Below are 17198 nucleotides of genomic sequence, written 5' to 3'. Positions count from 1 at the left end.
GGCTGACGTAGTGGCGGTAGAGTCTTCCGCCCTTCCGTGTGTGGGTCGGCGAGAAGGCGGCGCCGTCCGGCCCGTAGAGCAGCCCCTTCAGAAGCGCCGGGGTTTATGCGCGGGTGCTGGCGGCACGCTTGCGCGGGCTCTCCTGCAGGATGGCATGAACCTTGTCCCATGTTCCACGGTCTATGATTGCATTGTGCTCGCCGGGATAGCTTTTACCCTTGTGCATCGCCTCGCCGATATAGACCCGGTTGTTGAGCATGCGATACAGGTATTTCTTGTCGATGCGGTTGCCGCGCTTGGTCCGAATGCCGCGCATGGTGAGTTCGCGCGCCAGTTCGGTGCCGGAGCCGATCTCGACGAAGCGCGCGAAGATCCAGCGGACGTGCTCCGCGTGCTCCTCGTCGGCCACCAGCTTCCGGTTGTCGATCCGGTAGCCATAGGGCGGCAGCCCGCCCATCCACATGCCCTTGCGCCGAGAGGCGGCGACTTGTCGCGGATACGCTCGGCCGTCACCTCCCGCTCGAACTGGGCGAAGCTGAGCAGGATGTTCAGCGTCAGCCGCTTCATGGAGGTGGTCGTGTTGAACGACTGCGTCACCGAGAGGAAGGTCACACCGTTGCGGTCGAACACCTCGACTAGCTTGGCGAAGTCGGCGAGCGAGCGGCTCAGACGGTCGATCTTGTAGACGACCACGACATCGACGAGCCCGTCCTCGACAGCGGCGAGCAGCCGCTGCAGGGACGGCCGGTCGAGCGTGCCACCCGAGTTCCACCATCGTCATACCGGTCGTGGACCAGCACCCAGCCCTCGGAGCGCTGGCTGGGGATGAAGGCCTCGCATGCCTCGCGCTGGGCGTGGAGTAAGTTGAACTCCTGCTCCAGCCCTTCCTCGGAGGACTTCCTCGTGTAGACGGCGCAGCGGAGCCCCTTGCCATTCGCGGATAAGCCGCGTGCCGGCAATCGGCTTGAGATCCGCGCGTATGCGGCTCTTCTTGCGGTCCCCGCCATCCAGTACCTCGCCCAGCCGCTCGAGCCGCCGGATCGTCTGGGGCTTCAGCCCACCATAGGCGAGTTCCTGGATGCGGTACGCCAGCCGGCTTTCGAGATAGCGACGGTTGAAGGCCGGCGGCTCGCTCTCGAACAGATCACCCCATTGCTGTTTCAGGTCGGATGTCGGTGTGGTCTTCAGCGCCACCAATATCCTCTAACTAAGCAGACCATCGCAACGGACGGAGCGGCGCGGTGCCGCTCCACTCCTAACTCCCCGCTGGCCGGCGATTATGTAGTTCCGCCGTCGCAAGCAGATAAACTTTGCTAGTGAAGGCCCGGTGAGCACATCGCAGACACGACGTAAACCACTGGCAGCTTCAGTAGTGTACGCCTTTTTTCTCGCCGCTGTCGACGGGACACGAGCGTGCGACGGCTCTCCTGCGAGTTGCGATATCAATCCTGCAAACTGGCTAACTCTCATCCTCCAGAGCAGCGAGCACCCGTTCCGGCGTTAGCGGGATTTCACGCACGCGTGCGCCCACGGCATCGGCCACGGCATTGGCGATGGCGGCAGCGGTGGGACCCTGCGCAGCCTCCCCTGTGCCGAGGAAAGGAGCACCCGGCCGATCGATCACCTCGACGTCGACGCTTTCGAAGAGGTCCGGGAAGCGCAGTATAGGATATGTATTCCAGTCCGTGCTGATGATTCCGGTATTGTCGAAGTCGACTGATTCAAACAGCGTCCAGCTTGCGGATTGGATTATTCCGCCCTCAATCTGATTTCGAATTCCGTCAGGGTTTACGACCTGCCCACTATCGTCAGCTGCGACGGCGCGGATCATCCGAATTCCCCCACTTTCCCGCTCCACTTCTACTTCCACCGCTACGGCTGCGTAAGCGGCTAAGTTTTTGTAACGGGCAAAACCCATGCCCTTGCCGCGACCTTGTGACAGGTCTGCCTCGGCCCAGCCAAACCGCTCCGCACAGCGCGTTATCACGTCGCGGGCGCGCTCGTCCTCTAAATGCCTCAGGCGAAAATCGACCGGGTCAATGCCAGCGTTCTTTGCGAGTTCGTCGACAAAGCTCTCCAGCGCAAATACGTTCCCGTAGGCACCGAGCCCACGGAGCGCCGAGACCCTGAGGGGCATTGTCGGCACAAAGTGTTTAACGATCCGCATTTCGGGAAAGGTGTAAAGCGGGATGGAGTTACGGTCGCCGCCGCCTGCTGGTTGAGGAATCTCAGCCGGAGTTGGTGGAATAAAAGGTGGATCGATGTGCCAGGCTGGCATCAGCAGCCCCGCGCCGCCCGGGCGGGTGGAGTGGGTATTACTCCAAACGTCGAATTCCCAGGCGCCGACGCGTCCATCTCCGTTCAGACGCGCGCGCACGCGCATAGCCATAATCGAGCCGTAGGGCTCCCAAGCGTGCTCTTGCTCGCGCATCCATTGGACGCGCACGGGACGACCGGGCATTGCAACCGCCAGAAGGGCAGCATCAGCCCCAGCGTCATCGGCTCCGTTGTGCCCGTAGCAGCCTGATCCCTCCATATGAATGCAGCGCACCCGGCTCTGCGGCACGCGCAACATCTCCGCAATGGAATTGCGCAGAGGGTACACGCCCTGGCTATGAGTCCAGATCGTCAGCATCCCATTTTCGTCAGAAAGTCCGACGGCGCAGGATGGTCCGATCGCGCCGTGCATCTGGTATGGTCGCAAGTAAGTTGCTTCCAGAACATCGCCGGTGGTTTCACTCTCCAGCGTCGGACCCTCACGGATAACCTTTTCCTCGTCGGGTAGCTCCTGCAGGATGGAGTAGACCCGGTCACGCTCCGGCAACGTCTCCGGCTTTTCCCACGTAGCCTCCTCCGCAAGCATCTCCATCGCGCGGATCGCTTGCTCCTCGCGCTCGGCGATCACCCCGAGATAGCTGCCGTTTTGAACGATCTTGAGGACGCCCGGCGCCGCCTCCACTCGCGATACATCTACGGCGCGCAGGCGCGCGCCGTGGCTCGGCGGCCGCACGACACGCGCATGCACCATGTCCGGAAGGCGCAAGTCCTGCACGTAGGCGACACCACCCGAGACTTTGGCGGGAATATCCGTCCTTGGTATAGGTTTGCCAACTACGGTATACTGGGACGGCTCAGACAAGGGCGATGTCGGCAGCGCCTCGTACCTGAGGAAGCGTCCGCCAGCTATCTCGCCATAGGTGACTCCCTGGCCATCTGACGTTTCGACGCGACCTTCGGTTGCGCTCAGCCGATCGGCTGGAACGCCCAGCCGAGCAGCCGCCTCGGCGATCAAAATCTCGCGCGCCTGCGCGGCGGCATTCAGGATCGCGGTTCCCGAATCCTGCATCGATTGGCTTCCGGCCGTGTAACCTTCGTCCGGCGTGACATCCGTGTCGGCGGTCACGAGCTCGATTGTCTCGGGTCTGACCCGTAACTCCTCGGCTGCGATCTGCACCAGCGCTGTCTTGATCCCTTGCCCGAGTTCCACCTTGCCGGTCAGAACCGTTACGGTCCCATCCGCGTTGATGCGGATCCACGAGTCGAGCAGCGGATTCTCGTCCAGGCTTCCGGGCAGCGGCTCCTCCTGCTCCTGGCCAATGGCACTTGAAGGATGCATCGAGAAAGCGACGACTATGGCGCCTCCTCCGGCCAAAAACCCGCGACGCGTAACGTGGCTCATCTCATTCATTGGTCTGCACCTTCACGTGCTGGTGTTCTCCCCTCCTCCGCGCTTGCCATTTCGGCCGCTCGGCGTACCGCCCGCACGATGCGCGCATGGGTCCCGCAGCGGCAGAGGTTCGGAGCCATGTGTTGCCGGATCTCGTCCTCGGATGGTGACGAGTTGCTCTCAAGAAGAGTATGCGCGCGCATAATCATCCCGGCTATACAGTAGCCGCACTGGGCAGCCTGTTCTTCAATGAATGCCGCTTGCAAGGGGTGAGGATCGCGCTCGGTCCCAAGGCCCTCAACGGTGATGATCTCAGCGCCTTCAACAGAGGACACCGGAGTAACACAAGAAAACATCGCCTCACCGTCGACCACGACAGTGCATGCCCCGCATTGAGCAAGGCCACAGCCAAATTTCGCACCGTTCAGTTCCAGGTCATTGCGCAACACGTAGAGGAGCGGCACATCCTCTGCGACATCGACGTCGCGTGAATGCCCGTTGATGTTGAGTGCAACCATGAGCGCTTTCTCCCCTTGATCTCGGCGCTTGAATTTAGCGATCCGCCTCGGCTTCCATCAGATCATCCGCTTTATTCATCAAATCGAGGCAGCGACCGTGGTTGCCCGCCGCCATTTGTCTCGCTGCCTCGTCTCGCAAATCGCGCAGATCCGCTATTCGGCCCTCACGAACCCGCAGCGGAGCGTTGCTCGACTCGCCTGATGTCTGTTCGGAGAGTTCGCTTTCGTCCCTGTCGAGCGCCTCTTCGGAAGTCACTCGTTCAGGCTCTCCGTGCTGTGGCTGGGTTTCTGCTGCATCGCCCTCTTGCCGCGAGGGCCCTTGTTGTTCGCGGTCACGGCTGGCCGCCTCCGACTGATTTTCATCACCGCTGCTACCATCGCCTGGCGTTTTTGTCGGATCTCCCAGTTGGGGGTGCTCGGTGTAAACTTGCCCTTCCTGTCCGGAAGGGCTGCTCGTACCGGCATCCACATCATCGCGAGGATTACCTTCTTGGGGTTGTTTCTCTGCTGTGTCCCCTTCCTGCTTCGCAGGCCCATCGTCCGCGGCAAGATCTGCCGACGCGGAGAGTGCTTGTTCAACGCGCTCAATCGCGGCCCGGCAATCCTGCGCTTGCGCGAAACCGACGGGAATAACTGTTAATGCTGTCGCGAGCAGTGCCGCACGCATGTTATCTCCTGTCAGAGGCATCTCGCCCCTAACCAGGTCCGTTTGACATTGTTCCGGTCGTTTCAAGCGCGTCAGAAACTTCGTGCACCGGACCTCGGCGATTCCGCACGCCATGAGCCAAGCAGAGCCTGTTCTTCCTGTGCTGACCTGAGGCCACCCCGACGGGAATTGATGCCCCATCTTCGGAAACGCCATGTCGCGCTAACCAGCCTCGCGGTCTCGCCCCCAACCCCTGGCATTCTTGGCCAGCCGTGATTGGCAACAAGAATCGAGATATTAGCAGCCGCGTAGCCGAAGGCTCTTGGGCCCCGAAGGACCGTTAAATGTTATCGCTCTTGACCACAGCACGGCGAGCAATCCGGGCTGTCATGGCTAAAGATGAAGGGGGGCCGACGGGATGATGATGAAGATGCGGACAACGTGAAACGCTTTCACGATCGCAACGCCCTGCTCCAAGATCTTGGCCGTCAATGCCATTTCGGTGACGCTGCCAGGGCGGTTGCCAGCACCATCGTCTGCCATTCGATCCCGGTGAGTGCACTTACATCCCAAGTGCCATTGCTGCGCATAGTATTAGGAGCAGTGCAGTCGAGTGGAACGCGGCCGGGACAAAGCGCCGCGACCGGACAAGCACCTCGCAGTCGTGGCCTGCCCCCTGAAAAGTGGTCCTGCCTGAAGTAGGCTATTGAGCCTTAGAGAGGACGTTGGAATGCCCCAGAAGAAGCACAAGCCCGAAGAGATTGTCGCGAAGCTGCGCCAGGTCGATGTTCTGCTGTCGCAAGGGAAATCGGTTGGCGAAGCTGTTCGTTCGATCGGCGTGACGCAATTCACCTATTACCGGTGGCGCAAGGAGTTCGGTGGCCTGAAGGGCAACCAGGTGAAGCGTCTCAAGGAGCTTGAGAAAGAGAACGATCGGCTACGCAAGGCGGTTTCGGACCTGACGCTCGAGAAGCTGATCCTGAAAGAGGCTGCTTCGGGAAACTACTGAGCCCCGCCCGCCGCCGTCGCTGCGTCGACCATGTCATGGTGAAGTTCTCCGTCTCGGAGCGCTTCGCCTGCAGGGTTCTCGGCCAGCATCGTTCGACCCAGCGCAAGAAGCCGGAAGGCAGGCCGGATGAAGAGGCTTTGACGGCCGACATCATCCGGCTCGCTTCCCGGTATGGCCGCTATGGCTATCGCCGGATCACGGCGATGCTGCGATCTGAGGGCTGGACGGTGAATGCCAAGCGCGTCGAGCGCATCTGGCGGCGGGAGGGGCTGAAGGTTCCCGAGAAACAACCGAAGAGAGGGCGTCTCTGGCTGAATGACGGATCGTGTTTCCGACTTCGACCGGAGCACCCCAACCATGTCTGGTCCTATGACTTTGTCGAGGGCCGGACGCACAATGGCAGGAAGTTCCGCATGCTCAACATCATCGACGAGTTCACCCGAGAATGCCTGGCGATCCGGATCGCTCGCAAGCTCAATTCGACCGACGTCATCGACGCCCTGTCGGACCTGTTCATTCTGCGCGGTGTGCCCGGCCATGTTCGTTCCGACAATGGCCCGGAGTTCATCGCCAAGGCCGTGCGGGGGTGGATCGCGGCTGTCGGCGCAAGGACCGCGTTCATCGAGCCGGGAAGTCCATGGGAGAACGGCTACTGCGAGAGCTTCAACTCGAACTACGAGATGAACTGCTCAACGGCGAGATCTTCTACAGCCTCGCCGAGGCCAAGGTCGTCATCGAGGCATGGCGGCGCTACTACAATACCGAGCGGCCGCACTCATCGCTCGGATATAAGCCGCCGGCACCCGAGGCCGTTGTCTGGCCGGCGCCAACCCGTGGATCGGCACCATCATCGGCACAGGCAATGGCTGGAAAGCCGATCATGCATTAAGACTGAAACTGGACCACCTCATAGGGGCAGCCCAAGCGATCAACCGCCACACCAGCAGGAAACACTTTCCGTGATATTGCGAAGCGAATCTTTGAAGACAGCGCGCACCGACACGCTTGAAATTGCCTTCTTCCAAAGCGGGCCGGAGGATGGTTGGCCCGTGATTCTGTCGCATGGCTTTCCTTACGACATTCACGCTTATGTTAAAGTGGCGCCAATACTGACGGCGGCTGGAGCGCGGGTGATCGTGCCCTTTCTGCGCGGTTTCGGTCCGACCCGGTTTCTTTCCGGTCAGAAAATGCGCAGCGGACAGCAGGCAGCACTCGGCGGTGATGTCATTGGGTTACTGGATGCGCTGGGAATCGAAAAGGCGATCCTTGCCGGCTTCGATTGGGGTGGCCTCGCATCCTGTGTCGCCACTGCATTGTGGCCCGATAGGGTTGCTGGCCTTGTCTCCTATGCCGGATACGACGTAATCGACGTCGAACGTCAGCGGCACGTAATGTGGTATCAGCATCTTTTTCAAAGCGAGAAAGGTCGCGAGTGCCTCAGGGAAAATCGCCGGGAACTGTGCAGGATGCTCTGGTCGCCGTGGTCGCCGCATTGGCCGTTCGACGAAGATACATTCGAACGCACCGCTGCGTCATTCGACAATCCCGACTTTGTCGATGTGGTCATCCACTCGTATCGTTTCAATTTCGGTCTGGAGCGCGGTGACTCCGTCCTCGAACCGCTCGAACAGAGACTGGCGGAAAAGCCCAAAATTGCCGTGCCCGCCGTGACCCTGGACGGAACCCACGACCCGCTGAAACCGGGGGGTACGGCCGCTCACGCGGACATGTTTATCAACTACCATGAGCACAGGGCTATCGAGTGCGGACATGCCCTGCCTTTCGAGGCTCCCAAGGCATTTGCCGATGCGGTCCTTGCCCTACACAATCGGGAGCAACCTTCTTGGTGCGGATAGCCTTACAGGTTTCCAGTGCCGTCTTGGCTCGAACCATTCGATTCAGACAACCTCGCCAAGATGCTCGCGCATCCAGTTGGCCTCTTCGCTTGCGCTGCGGCCGAAGTGCCGCCTGAAATCTCGGCTAAACTGCGCCGCGCTCGCATAGCCCACCTTCGCGGCAATTGCGGCAATCGGACCCTTTCGTCTCGCGATCATCAGGCGCGCCTCATGCAACCGCATGGCTTTGACATATTGGATCGGCGAAGTGCCGGTAAGGGCCCTGAAATGCGCGTGATAGGACGGGACGCTCATGCCTATCTCGGAGGCGAGCTCAGCGACTGCTATGCCAGTGCAGTAGCTTTCACGAATCCGAGCAAGGCTTTGCACGATCTTGCCGGCCGCGCCGCGCTGCTTCAAGGCGGCTGCCAAGGTTCCGCCCTGCGGCCCCACCAGCACCCGGTAGTGTAGCTCCCGCAAGACGCCCGGACCGAGTATTGTCGTCTCGATCGGGTCGCTGAGCACACGTAGCATCCGCAGGAGCATGTCTGAAATCGCCGGTTCCATTAGGCTTGAAACGAGGCCCTTTGCCGGCTCCGCTCGTACGTCCTGGTAGCGTATCTCTAGCTCGGTCACGATCTCGGCGGCAAGGCGCAGATCGAAATCGACATAGATCGCCAGCAATGGCCTCTCCGGACTGGCCTGCGAGGCCATCCTGAATGGAACCGGCACGGAGACGGCAAGGTAATAATCCTCGTCGTAGCGATAGATGCCGGCATTGAGAAAGCCCTGCTTGGAGCCCTGCAGAACGAAGACCGCACCGGGCTGATAGAGCACCGGTACATCCTCAAGGATCGTCTCTGATCGGAGGATACGGACGGAGGGCAGGCGCGTGACATTGTAGCCGGCGCGTGGGGCAAGCTGATGCGCCAAAGCCACGAGAGAGCTCGGCATTGCATTTGGATTCATAGGATCAAGCAAGGCATCCATATTAATTGCACTGTTATGGTCAGTATTCTGAGAATATCTGTCAATTCAGATGCAATCAACATGTGAGGCCCCGTGTCAGCCAAGACCTTTTTCATCACTGGCGCCAACTCCGGCTTTGGCTTCGCCATTGCGCAGGCGGCCCTGCAGGCCGGCCATGACGTCATCGGAACGGTTCGAACCGAGGTCGCGCGCACCTCGCTTCGAGATCGATTGCCCGAAGTCAAGGCGGTGCTATACGACGTCACCGAATTCGATCTCATCCCGGACATCGTAGCAGGAGCCGAGAAAGAGCACGGTCCGATCGATGTACTGATCAACAATGCAGGTTACGGCCATGAAGGGATTCTCGAGGAATCGTCCCTTAAGGAGATGCGGCGCCAGTTCGACGTAAACGTCTTCGGCGCGGTCGCCGTTGCCAAAGCCTTTCTGCCGCGCTTTCGTGAACGGCGCAGCGGCTTCATCGTCAATGTGACCTCGATGGGCGGCATGATCACCATGCCGGGTATCGCATATTACTGCGGCAGCAAGTTCGCGATGCAGGGCATTTCCGAGGTCATGCGGGCGGAGATGGCCCCCTTCGGCGTTCATGTGACCGCGCTTTGCCCCGGCTCCTTTCGTACCGACTGGGCCGGCCGCTCGATGATCCGAACCGAACGGTCGATCCCTGACTACGATGCGCTGTTCGATCCGATCCGCGCGGCGCGGCGCGAGAAAAGCGGCAAACAGCTTGGCGATCCCGCGAAGTTAGCGGCGGCTGTTCTCACGCTTGTCGAATCCGATGATCCGCCCCCGCAACTGCTGCTTGGTAGCGATGCGCTCAAGCTGGTGCGCGACAGAATCGGACGCATGACGAAGGAGATTGCGGATTGGGAGGTGCTGACGCGTTCAACGGATGGCTGAGTCGGCGGTGACGAAGATTTAGACGCGCGTTCTGTCCAAGATCATGATTCCCCAATTGTCATTGTCTTGACTTGCTCTGACATGGCCCGCCGCACTTGTATCGGCGAGCACCAGCTCAACAAACGCCAAAGCAGCAAGGAGCTAAACCCGCCCGAGAAAGATGGTGACGGTCTCCGTTTCGCTGATCGTCGATCAGGCTCGACAGAATTTTCGCCTCCGCGTTACACGCGCGAAGCTACGTACAACGATCTTCACGTCGGAGATGATCCCTGGGTGCTGCTCATGGCGTTTGGATAGCTTGTGTGCCTATTTTAGAGGAACATGGAGGGTGATGGAGTAGACATAGTTCTCATCGCTATCCCGCATGCTCCGGCATGTGGAGCGGCGATCACCGGAGGGCCGTGCCCGATGATGAGCACGACATCGACGCTATAGCCCTCTCACCCGCACGATGCGACTTCCAGTGCTAACTCGCGCAGTTTTATTAGCGGATTTGGCCATTTTCCGAATGGCCGCCTCGGGGTGGAAAGCAGTTCGTCCGCTTACGGGGAGAGGGCGATGAAAAGCAGTCGCTCTTCAAGCGCGGCAAAGAATTCCTCACCGACGACCGATGCCCGACGGCCTCGGCGATGAGCCATGGCCCCGACAACAGTCGGAAAGGCTATCATCAGCCACCAGACCGTGGTGTACGGCCAAAGGTTCGCTTGAAGGCATGAGAAAAGGCGCTTTGCGAGTTGTAGCCGACCGCGGTGGCAACTGCCGCGACGGTCTGGCCCGCGTTAAGCTTTCGCTGCGCCAGAACCATGCGCCAGCGGGTGAGGTAGTCGAGAGGTGGGCGGCCGACACGGTCGGCGAAGCGCTGCGTGAAGGCCGAGCGTGACATGCCGACCTCCGACGCCAGCATTGGCACCGTCCAGCGGCGCGCGACATTGCCGTGCAACAGTCTGAGGGCCTTGCCGATCCGTGGGTCCGCCAGCGCGGTGATCCAGCCGACACTGGTTATCGGACTGGTGGCCACGAAAGCGCGGACCGCCGCGATGACAAGGATTTCCGCCAACCGCTCGGCGACGAGCGAACCACCTAGTTCCGCGCTACTGACCTCCGTCCTCAGGGATTTCAGCGTCCTTGCAACAGCCTCGGCGGTGGATGAGGTCCGGTCGACACGCAGGAACGTGGGGAGCGCCTCCAGAACGAACGGGGCGCCACCATCCGCAAAGCCGCTTCCGCCGCCCATTATGGCCGTCTCGTCTCCCGCGCCGAGGCGTACCATGTCGTGTCCTGGCGAAGCGTAGAGCGGCATACCGTCGATCGGTTCGACCGCCGGGTCACTCGCCACCGTGTAGCGCGTGTTACTGATGAGAACGACATCGCCTTCCGCAAGTGCTTCCGGCGAATGATCCGGAAGCAGAAGCCAGCATCGGCCTCGTGTGACGGCGACGAACTTCAACCGCGTTCGCCCGTCGAAGGCGAGCGCCCAGTCTCCCGCTGCTTCGAGGCCGGTCCCGCGAACGCTCCGCGCGCCGAGCGCCGCAAGAACCTCGGAGAATGGATCGGGCATGATTTCGGCGGATCGCGACAAAGACATGGCCATTTGAGCATAGATCATCCGGACCACGTCGCATAGGTCTGGCTTTTCATTCAGAAGACGGAACCCATATCGTGACCATAGAGAACAAGATCGTCGCCATCACCGGAGCCGGGCGCGGCATCGGCCGCGCAACCGCCATTCATCTTGCCAAACGTGGGGGGCGCCTCGTGCTGGGGGCACGAAGCGAAGCGGAGATTGCCGCGGTGGCAGGAGAGATCGAAGCGGCGGGCGGCGAAGCCATTTTTCGGGCAACCGACGTCACCAGACGCGCGGACCTGGACACGCTGGTCAATCTTGCCTGCGAGCGTTTCGGGCGGCTTGACGTTATAGTCAATAATGCGGGCATCGGGCCGCTCTCGCGTTTCGACGCTCTGAAGGTCGATGGCTGGGAAGCCATGATCGACGTGAACCTGAAGGGCGCGCTTTACGGCATCGCTGCGGCGTTGCCGGCATTTAGTCGCCAGGACAGCGGGCACGTCATCAACGTCGTATCGACGGCTGGCATCAAAATCGTGCCGACTATGGGCGTCTACGCTGCGACCAAGAATGCATTGCGGACAGCCACCGAAGCACTGCGGCAGGAATCGGGTCCAAACCTGCGCGTGACGGAAATATCGCCGGGTTTCATCGACACGACCTTCGCGGATGCCACCATAGCCGATCCGGACATCAAAGCGGCGATCCAAAAGCGCAAGGAAGAGCTTGCCATTTCACCGGACGCGATCGCACGGGCGATAGCCTTCGCAATCGAACAACCCAACGACGTCGAAATCGGCAGCATCGTGGTGCGCCCGACCGCACAGGATTGATGTTAAGGGAGCGTATTGGCTTGGCACCCAAGCATGTCCGTCCGCTTTAACGAGCACTGAAAATCCACCGAAGGTCCGCGACGGGGTCGACTCCTGCCAGTATGGGGCTTCCCGTACGCCATGTTCAATATCCGCATATGTGGCCCGTGCGGCTATCTGCGGCGTCTGCGTAGCCATGTCGCAGAATATCGCGCATAGAGCACAATCGGGGGGCTGGCGGAGCATGCGGGATTCGAACGCGACCGGGGTAGAGTGACACGCGTGGCTTCGACCAGCGCCCTTCCTGCTGCTGCCGGACCCCTCCCTTTTCTACGCCAAGGCCTCCTATTCACCGCACGGCAGAGCCGGACATCTTTCCCGTTGCGAGGCTTTAGGCTTCCATCTTCCCAGCCCCTTCCGGGCGCGGGTTTTTTGAAGCCAATGGCAGTCAAGCGTAAGAGGAACAACACCGAGGTCACGCCCTCGACTGGACCGGAAACGGACCAGAGTGATTCCACGCGCACCGACACCGCCCTCCGCTCACTTGCCTGACTGATCGGTCGCCAGATTGCCCGCGAACAGTTCGAACGGAAACTGGCGGCGGAACGCAAGGCGCAACGCTCCTGACGTCAATACCCTTTGCTTTTATACGTATAACACGTATAATTGGGCAGATATGTATCTTCTCGGAGTCTGCCATGCCGACGGCAACATCACTCGAATTTCAGCGCAAGTTCGGAGAATATCTGAACGAGTCCCACCGCGAGCCCGTGGAGATCACACGCCATGGTCGACGGGAGTTCGTGCTGCTGTCGGCGGCGCAGTATGATGAACTGCGAGCGGCGGCAGAAGGCCATCAGAAAAATGGGGAGACATCAGCCCTCCCCGAACAAAAGTAGCGAGTCGCGACCCGCAACACCGACCATGGAGCTTGGAAGGACGAACCGATGACCAGAGTCGCGCTCTATGCCCGCTACTCCTCCGACAATCAGCGCGAAGCGTCGATCGAGGACCAGTTCCGGATTTGCCGGGAACAGGCGAAGCGGGAGAAGTGGAAGATCGTCGGGACCTACAAGGATGCGGGTATCTCCGGGGCCAGCATGATCCTGCGTCCCGGCATCCAGTCACTGCTCCAGGACGCGCAGGCCGGGAAGTTCGACATGGTGCTGGCCGAAGCGCTGGACCGGGTCAGCCGCGACCAAGCCGATGTCGCCACCTTCTACAAACATCTGAAGTTCGCCGGCATACCCATCGTCACCCTCTCGGAAGGCGAGATCAGCGAGTTGCATGTCGGGCTCAAGGGCACGATGAACGCGCTGTTCCTCAAGGAACTCGCTGCAAAGACCCATCGTGGCATTCGTGGCCGTGTCGAGGAGGGCAAATCGGGCGGCGGACTTTGCTATGGCTACAAGGTCGTCAAACAGCTCGACGCACGCGGCGATCCGATCCGCGGCGATCGCGAGATCGATGACGCGGAGGCGAACATCGTCCGGCGTATCTTCCGGGAATTTGCCTCTGGTGTGGGTCCGCGTACGATCGCTCGCACCCTGAACGAAGAGGGCATTCCCGGTCCAAACGGCAAACCATGGGGCGACACCACGATCCGGGGCCATGTGAAGCGCGGAACCGGCCTCATCAACAACGAGCTCTATATTGGTCGCCTGATCTGGAACCGGCTACGCTACATCAAGGATCCATCGACCGGAAAGCGCGTGTCGCGCCTCAACCCCGAGAGCGAATGGCTCACCCGCGAGGTGCCTGAGTTGCGCATCGTCGATGATGCGCTTTGGCAGGCGGTGCGTGAGCGGCAGGCCGCGATCGCGGATAAATACGCGAATGTCACCGAGGCGGTGCGCAAGCACCACAAGAAGAACCAGCTCAACGGCAAGCGCCGACCTCAGTCCCTTCTGTCCGGCCTGGTCTTCTGCGGCTGCTGCGGCGGTCCCTATTCGCTGCGCGGAGCGGGCCGCTTCGCCTGCTCGAACCACATCAGCAAAGGCACCTGCTCCAACAGCCGCACCATCCGGCAGGATGAACTGGAGAGCCGTGTGCTCTCTGGTCTCAGGGACCGCATGATGGCACCGGAGATCGCCGCCGAGGCGATGCGCGCCTATGCGGAAGAGACCAACCGGCTGAACCGCGAGCGCCGCTCGAATGGGGATGCCTGGCATGCGGAGCTGGCCAAGGTCGAGAAGCAGATCGCCCAGATCATCGAGGCCATTGCCGACGGAATGTATCACCCGTCGATGAAGGAGAAGATGACCGGCCTGGAAACCCGCAAGGCCGAATTGACCTCACTCTTGGCGGATACGCCGGACGACAAACCAGACCTGCTGCCGACGGCGTCAGCGATCTATGCGAAGAAGGTCACAAAGCTCACACAGGCCCTGAATCGCCCTGCCGAGCGCCAGGAAGCGGCTGAGGCTTTGCGGCTGCTGATCGAGAAGATCGTGCTCACTCCCGGTCCAGGACGTGGCGAGATTGATGCGACGCTTCACGGCGAACTGGGTCAGATCCTGGCGTGGACGGAACGGCATGCCATTGGAAAGGCTTCCGAAACGACAAAACCCGCCGCTGTTGCGACGGGTTTGTTGGTATCGGTGGTTGCGGGGGCCTGCAATCATCTCTACTTGCGACCGCCCTCTCCTCTTCACCCCATGCTGCTCCAGATGGACACAGCGCTCCTTGGAGAATTATTTCGCACAGCAGCGTAGGAACAGACTCAATGAGAGTTGGGGCGGCCGACGGAAGATTTCAGGTGGCGACAGGCAAAGGATCGGTTCCCTCGCTGAGGATCGCGAGATAGCGCTGGTAGCTGAACTCCCGCCCCCTTTTTCGGCCGGGGCGATATCTTCGAGTACATGGCCCGAGGCCGACCGCCGTTTCTGCAATCCCCAGCAGTCCCAATGTACGTTAACTCATGGGAACGGGCGGTGTCACCGCATGGACTTGCAGCTCGGCGAAGAGTTACGATGCCGCCGTCTCAGATTGCTGGAACAGGTCCATATTGGCTTCCCCCCAGGCCGAAAGGGATAGAAGGATCGGGATGAATGACTTCGCGGTAAAGTGGTGATCGATGTGGCGGGCCAGACTGTCGAACTCCCCACACCATGATAAATTCATCGATAAGGTCGGCTACTTTCCCCTATCACTGCTGCCCTAGGGAATGCAGTTATGACATCCTGCCTCCCAAAGAGCGGTCAGTCGCATTTCCGCCCATTCCTGTCATCCAAGCCTAGACACCTGCCCAAGATTACGTTTGCGGAGCTTCGGAAGTCACCGTCTCGTTTGATCTTGCCGCTGGTGAAGGCCGGATCGCGTCGAACGATCCGGCCAGTGGGCAAGGCCTGCTGCTACGCGGCCTTCGCAGCAAGCGTGACCGCGTCCGCGCCGGCGGGGATGCGAAGGGCCGAAGAGGCATCGGTCACCGCCTGCCAGACCGCTTCCGCGACGTCGCTTGCGGTGGTGACTTCGACCGGCTGCTGCGGTGCCGCGGAGAACACCTGCTTGGCCCAGGCAGCATAGGCTTCGGGTATGCCGTTCTGCGAGCGGGCACGAGCGGTCGCGCTGAACGGCGTTTCCGGAGCACGGCCGGGAACGATCAGGCGCACGCGGACCCCGAACGGTTCCACCTCCAGCGCGAGGTCTTCACTGAACGCCTCTACGGCCGCTTTGCTGGCCGTATAGGCCGACAACAGTGGCAGCGGCTTGAGCGTCACGGCCGACGACACGTTGACGATCACGCCCGATTCTTGCGCGCGGAAGCCGGGCAGCACGGCTTGCGTCATCGCCATGGTGCCGAACGTGTTCAGTTCGAAGAGTTGGCGCGTCGCGTCGATCGACACGCCTTCCAGCGCGCCCATGAGTCCGGCGCCCGCATTGTTGACGAGAGCGTCGATCGGACCTGCTTCCTCCACGGCGCGGGCGATGCTGGCGGCGTCGGTCACATCGAGCGCAACGACGCGCAAACGTTCGGATGCGGGCAGCAGGTCCTCGCGAGGTGCGCGCATGGTGGCGATGACGGTCCAGTCGCGATCGAGGAAATAGCGGGCAGTCTCAAGCCCGAAGCCGGACGAGCTGCCGGTGATGAGGATCGTGTTCATGCAAAACTCCAGTGTGGTTGGTGGTGGCGGTTGTGAGGGGACGGAGCGGACACGGGCGTCCGGCTCACTTCGTTTCGACGCTGCCTTCCGGCGCGTCATCGGCTTCCAGTGCCGCGACCGCCTCGGAAAAAGTAGGATCGCCGGGGTAGAGCGCGCTGCGGAGGAAGGCGGTTGAAAGGAGCTGGATTGCGGCGACCCGCTGGGGCCGTTCGTCCGTCGTCTCACACGCCTCGTAACCGGGGATGCCGCCGAGAGCGTGTTCGCCACCATAGACGGTGAACAATGCTTTGGGCGAAGGGCTAAGATCGTAGGCATCGCGCCACCAGTCCGGTCCGCGCGTGGTCAGTCCACCCTTGTCCGCGTCGCCGACGACGACCAGCGTCGGCGTGGTCATGTCGGAAAAATCCGGATGCATGAACGGCAGTGAGCGGGCTGCGAACTCGCTCAGATCCTCACCGCCATTGCCGGGTGTCGCCAGCAGCACGCCCGCCTTGATACGAGCATCCTTCCTGTTGACCACCGATCCGTCATCGGGATCGGGATGGGTGGCGCCAAGCAGCGTACTGGCGGTCTGCCCGCCCCACGAATGGCCGGCAACCGCGATGCGCGAGCGATCGAGCCGCCCCCGGATCAGCGGTGCTTCGCTCTCTATGCGGTCGAGCCCGTCGAGATTGGTTGCCAGGTCTTCCTCGCGGAATCGCCAGAACTGGGGGCGGCGAGGATCGTCCGGTGCAAGGCCGAGCATCCGCGAGTCCAGATGCGTGGGCTGGATCACGACAAAGCCATGTGCCGCCCAATAATCAGCGAGGGGGCCATAGGCGTAAAGCGACTGTCCGTTGCCGTGCGAGAAGATGATGACGGGCAGCGCGTCGCCTGCGATCGGCGCGGATACCCGCACCTGCAGGTCGACGCCCCGCCTCGGCGAGGGCAAGCCGATGGGAGCGATAGAAATGACAGCAGGTAAGCCGGAGCTCTTTGCCCGGTCTTCCGTGGATGAACTTGACATGGAACTGCGAACCTCCGAATTAATAAACGGAACAATGATCCGGTCCCTACATACGGAACAGTGATCCGCTTATCAAGGAGGGTTGTGAAAGTGGCGTCGCCGAAAAACTGGAATGCAGCCGAGATCGCGCCATCGAGCGCGAGCGATG

At 61.0% G+C, this 17198-nt stretch carries 16 protein-coding genes and 2 pseudogenes; 7 read left to right on the top strand and 11 right to left on the bottom strand.

The genetic code is table 11. The annotated features are described in order from the left end of the window. Positions 1-103 precede the first annotated feature (103 nt). The 7 genes and pseudogenes from LY631_RS20350 to LY631_RS10360 all read right to left on the bottom strand — a co-directional run bounded on the left by LY631_RS20350 (position 104) and on the right by LY631_RS10360 (position 5374). Entirely contained in the window at positions 104-457 is a 354-nt protein-coding gene (locus LY631_RS20350) for a recombinase family protein (protein WP_338000429.1), read from the bottom strand. A 92-nt stretch (positions 458-549) separates the two neighbouring features. Next, a pseudogene (locus LY631_RS20345) lies at positions 550-729 on the bottom strand (recombinase family protein); the annotation flags it as partial. A 48-nt stretch (positions 730-777) separates the two neighbouring features. After that, positions 778-1194 carry a DUF2924 domain-containing protein gene (locus LY631_RS10380; protein WP_274425230.1) on the bottom strand — a complete coding sequence of 139 codons (417 nt, stop codon included), beginning with the start codon at positions 1192-1194 and terminating at the stop codon, positions 778-780. Positions 1195-1459: 265 nt separating this feature from the next. Further along, positions 1460-3688: a xanthine dehydrogenase family protein molybdopterin-binding subunit gene (locus LY631_RS10375; protein ID WP_274425229.1), complete on the bottom strand. Its 2229-nt coding sequence runs from the start codon at positions 3686-3688 to the stop codon at positions 1460-1462. Further along, on the bottom strand, positions 3685-4185 hold the full coding sequence (locus LY631_RS10370) for a (2Fe-2S)-binding protein (RefSeq protein ID WP_274425228.1): 501 nt from the start codon (positions 4183-4185) through the stop codon (positions 3685-3687). The genes LY631_RS10375 and LY631_RS10370 overlap by 4 nt, the downstream gene beginning before the upstream one ends. 34 nt (positions 4186-4219) lie before the next feature. Further along, positions 4220-4852, bottom strand: a complete 633-nt coding sequence (locus tag LY631_RS10365; RefSeq protein WP_274425227.1) for a hypothetical protein — start codon at positions 4850-4852, stop codon at positions 4220-4222. Between the two features lie 372 nt (positions 4853-5224). After that, the gene (locus LY631_RS10360; RefSeq protein ID WP_274425226.1) at positions 5225-5374 is read right to left on the bottom strand and encodes an AbrB family transcriptional regulator; all 150 of its coding nucleotides are present in this window, start codon (positions 5372-5374) and stop codon (positions 5225-5227) included. A 187-nt stretch (positions 5375-5561) separates the two neighbouring features. Here LY631_RS10360 and LY631_RS20460 point away from each other — a divergent pair, with 187 nt between their 5' ends. The 3 genes and pseudogenes from LY631_RS20460 to LY631_RS10350 all read left to right on the top strand — a co-directional run bounded on the left by LY631_RS20460 (position 5562) and on the right by LY631_RS10350 (position 7696). After that, on the top strand, positions 5562-5840 hold the full coding sequence (locus tag LY631_RS20460) for a transposase (protein WP_445082868.1): 279 nt from the start codon (positions 5562-5564) through the stop codon (positions 5838-5840). 35 nt (positions 5841-5875) lie between these two features. Beyond that, positions 5876-6729: pseudogene (locus LY631_RS10355) on the top strand (IS3 family transposase). Further along, on the top strand, positions 6674-7696 hold the full coding sequence (locus tag LY631_RS10350; RefSeq protein WP_338000428.1) for an alpha/beta fold hydrolase: 1023 nt from the start codon (positions 6674-6676) through the stop codon (positions 7694-7696). The pseudogene LY631_RS10355 and the gene LY631_RS10350 overlap by 56 nt, the downstream one beginning before the upstream one ends. 42 nt (positions 7697-7738) lie before the next feature. On the opposite strand, the gene LY631_RS10345 is transcribed toward LY631_RS10350, so the two are convergent. After that, positions 7739-8629, bottom strand: a complete 891-nt coding sequence (locus LY631_RS10345; protein ID WP_274425225.1) for an AraC family transcriptional regulator — start codon at positions 8627-8629, stop codon at positions 7739-7741. A 108-nt stretch (positions 8630-8737) separates the two neighbouring features. On the opposite strand from LY631_RS10345, the gene LY631_RS10340 reads away from it, so the two are divergent. Beyond that, complete coding sequence (locus tag LY631_RS10340; protein ID WP_274425224.1) at positions 8738-9565, top strand: oxidoreductase; 828 nt, start codon at positions 8738-8740, stop codon at positions 9563-9565. Between the two features lie 667 nt (positions 9566-10232). Here LY631_RS10340 and LY631_RS10335 read toward each other — a convergent pair. Next, positions 10233-11156, bottom strand: coding sequence for an AraC family transcriptional regulator (locus LY631_RS10335; protein ID WP_274425223.1), 924 nt, complete (start codon positions 11154-11156; stop codon positions 10233-10235). Between the two features lie 68 nt (positions 11157-11224). On the opposite strand from LY631_RS10335, the gene LY631_RS10330 reads away from it, so the two are divergent. The 3 genes from LY631_RS10330 to LY631_RS10320 all read left to right on the top strand — a co-directional run bounded on the left by LY631_RS10330 (position 11225) and on the right by LY631_RS10320 (position 14655). Continuing rightward, entirely contained in the window at positions 11225-11962 is a 738-nt protein-coding gene (locus tag LY631_RS10330; RefSeq protein WP_445082867.1) for an SDR family oxidoreductase, read from the top strand. A 677-nt stretch (positions 11963-12639) separates the two neighbouring features. Continuing rightward, the gene (locus LY631_RS10325) at positions 12640-12840 is read left to right on the top strand and encodes a type II toxin-antitoxin system prevent-host-death family antitoxin (protein ID WP_274425222.1); all 201 of its coding nucleotides are present in this window, start codon (positions 12640-12642) and stop codon (positions 12838-12840) included. A 48-nt stretch (positions 12841-12888) separates the two neighbouring features. Further along, a complete protein-coding gene (locus tag LY631_RS10320; protein ID WP_274425221.1) occupies positions 12889-14655 on the top strand; it encodes a recombinase family protein in 1767 nt (588 codons plus the stop codon). A 639-nt stretch (positions 14656-15294) separates the two neighbouring features. On the opposite strand, the gene LY631_RS10315 is transcribed toward LY631_RS10320, so the two are convergent. Then, positions 15295-16044, bottom strand: a complete 750-nt coding sequence (locus LY631_RS10315) for an SDR family oxidoreductase (RefSeq protein WP_274425220.1) — start codon at positions 16042-16044, stop codon at positions 15295-15297. Positions 16045-16108: 64 nt separating this feature from the next. Then, complete coding sequence (locus LY631_RS10310) at positions 16109-17050, bottom strand: alpha/beta hydrolase family protein (RefSeq protein WP_274425219.1); 942 nt, start codon at positions 17048-17050, stop codon at positions 16109-16111. Between the last annotated feature and the right edge of the window lie 148 nt (positions 17051-17198).

Source organism: Chelativorans sp. YIM 93263 (genome assembly GCF_028767125.1).
Classification (GTDB): domain Bacteria; phylum Pseudomonadota; class Alphaproteobacteria; order Rhizobiales; family Rhizobiaceae; genus Chelativorans.
Note: the sequence above shows the minus strand (reverse complement) of the source record. Positions and strands in the feature narration are given on the sequence as shown.

What these genes read in the sequence shown, in the direction of transcription:
- LY631_RS10325 (WP_274425222.1), top strand. Translation starts at nt 12,640, where the DNA reads ATGCCGACGGCAACATCACTCGAATTTCAGCGCAAGTTCGGAGAATAT.
- LY631_RS10370 (WP_274425228.1), bottom strand. Translation starts at nt 4,185, where the DNA reads ATGGTTGCACTCAACATCAACGGGCATTCACGCGACGTCGATGTCGCA.
- LY631_RS10310 (WP_274425219.1), bottom strand. Translation starts at nt 17,050, where the DNA reads ATGTCAAGTTCATCCACGGAAGACCGGGCAAAGAGCTCCGGCTTACCT.
- LY631_RS10320 (WP_274425221.1), top strand. Translation starts at nt 12,889, where the DNA reads ATGACCAGAGTCGCGCTCTATGCCCGCTACTCCTCCGACAATCAGCGC.
- LY631_RS10360 (WP_274425226.1), bottom strand. Translation starts at nt 5,374, where the DNA reads ATGGCAGACGATGGTGCTGGCAACCGCCCTGGCAGCGTCACCGAAATG.
- LY631_RS10375 (WP_274425229.1), bottom strand. Translation starts at nt 3,688, where the DNA reads ATGAATGAGATGAGCCACGTTACGCGTCGCGGGTTTTTGGCCGGAGGA.
- LY631_RS10315 (WP_274425220.1), bottom strand. Translation starts at nt 16,044, where the DNA reads ATGAACACGATCCTCATCACCGGCAGCTCGTCCGGCTTCGGGCTTGAG.
- LY631_RS10345 (WP_274425225.1), bottom strand. Translation starts at nt 8,629, where the DNA reads ATGCCGAGCTCTCTCGTGGCTTTGGCGCATCAGCTTGCCCCACGCGCC.
- LY631_RS10335 (WP_274425223.1), bottom strand. Translation starts at nt 11,156, where the DNA reads ATGGCCATGTCTTTGTCGCGATCCGCCGAAATCATGCCCGATCCATTC.
- LY631_RS20350 (WP_338000429.1), bottom strand. Translation starts at nt 457, where the DNA reads ATGGGCGGGCTGCCGCCCTATGGCTACCGGATCGACAACCGGAAGCTG.
- LY631_RS20460 (WP_445082868.1), top strand. Translation starts at nt 5,562, where the DNA reads ATGCCCCAGAAGAAGCACAAGCCCGAAGAGATTGTCGCGAAGCTGCGC.
- LY631_RS10365 (WP_274425227.1), bottom strand. Translation starts at nt 4,852, where the DNA reads ATGCGTGCGGCACTGCTCGCGACAGCATTAACAGTTATTCCCGTCGGT.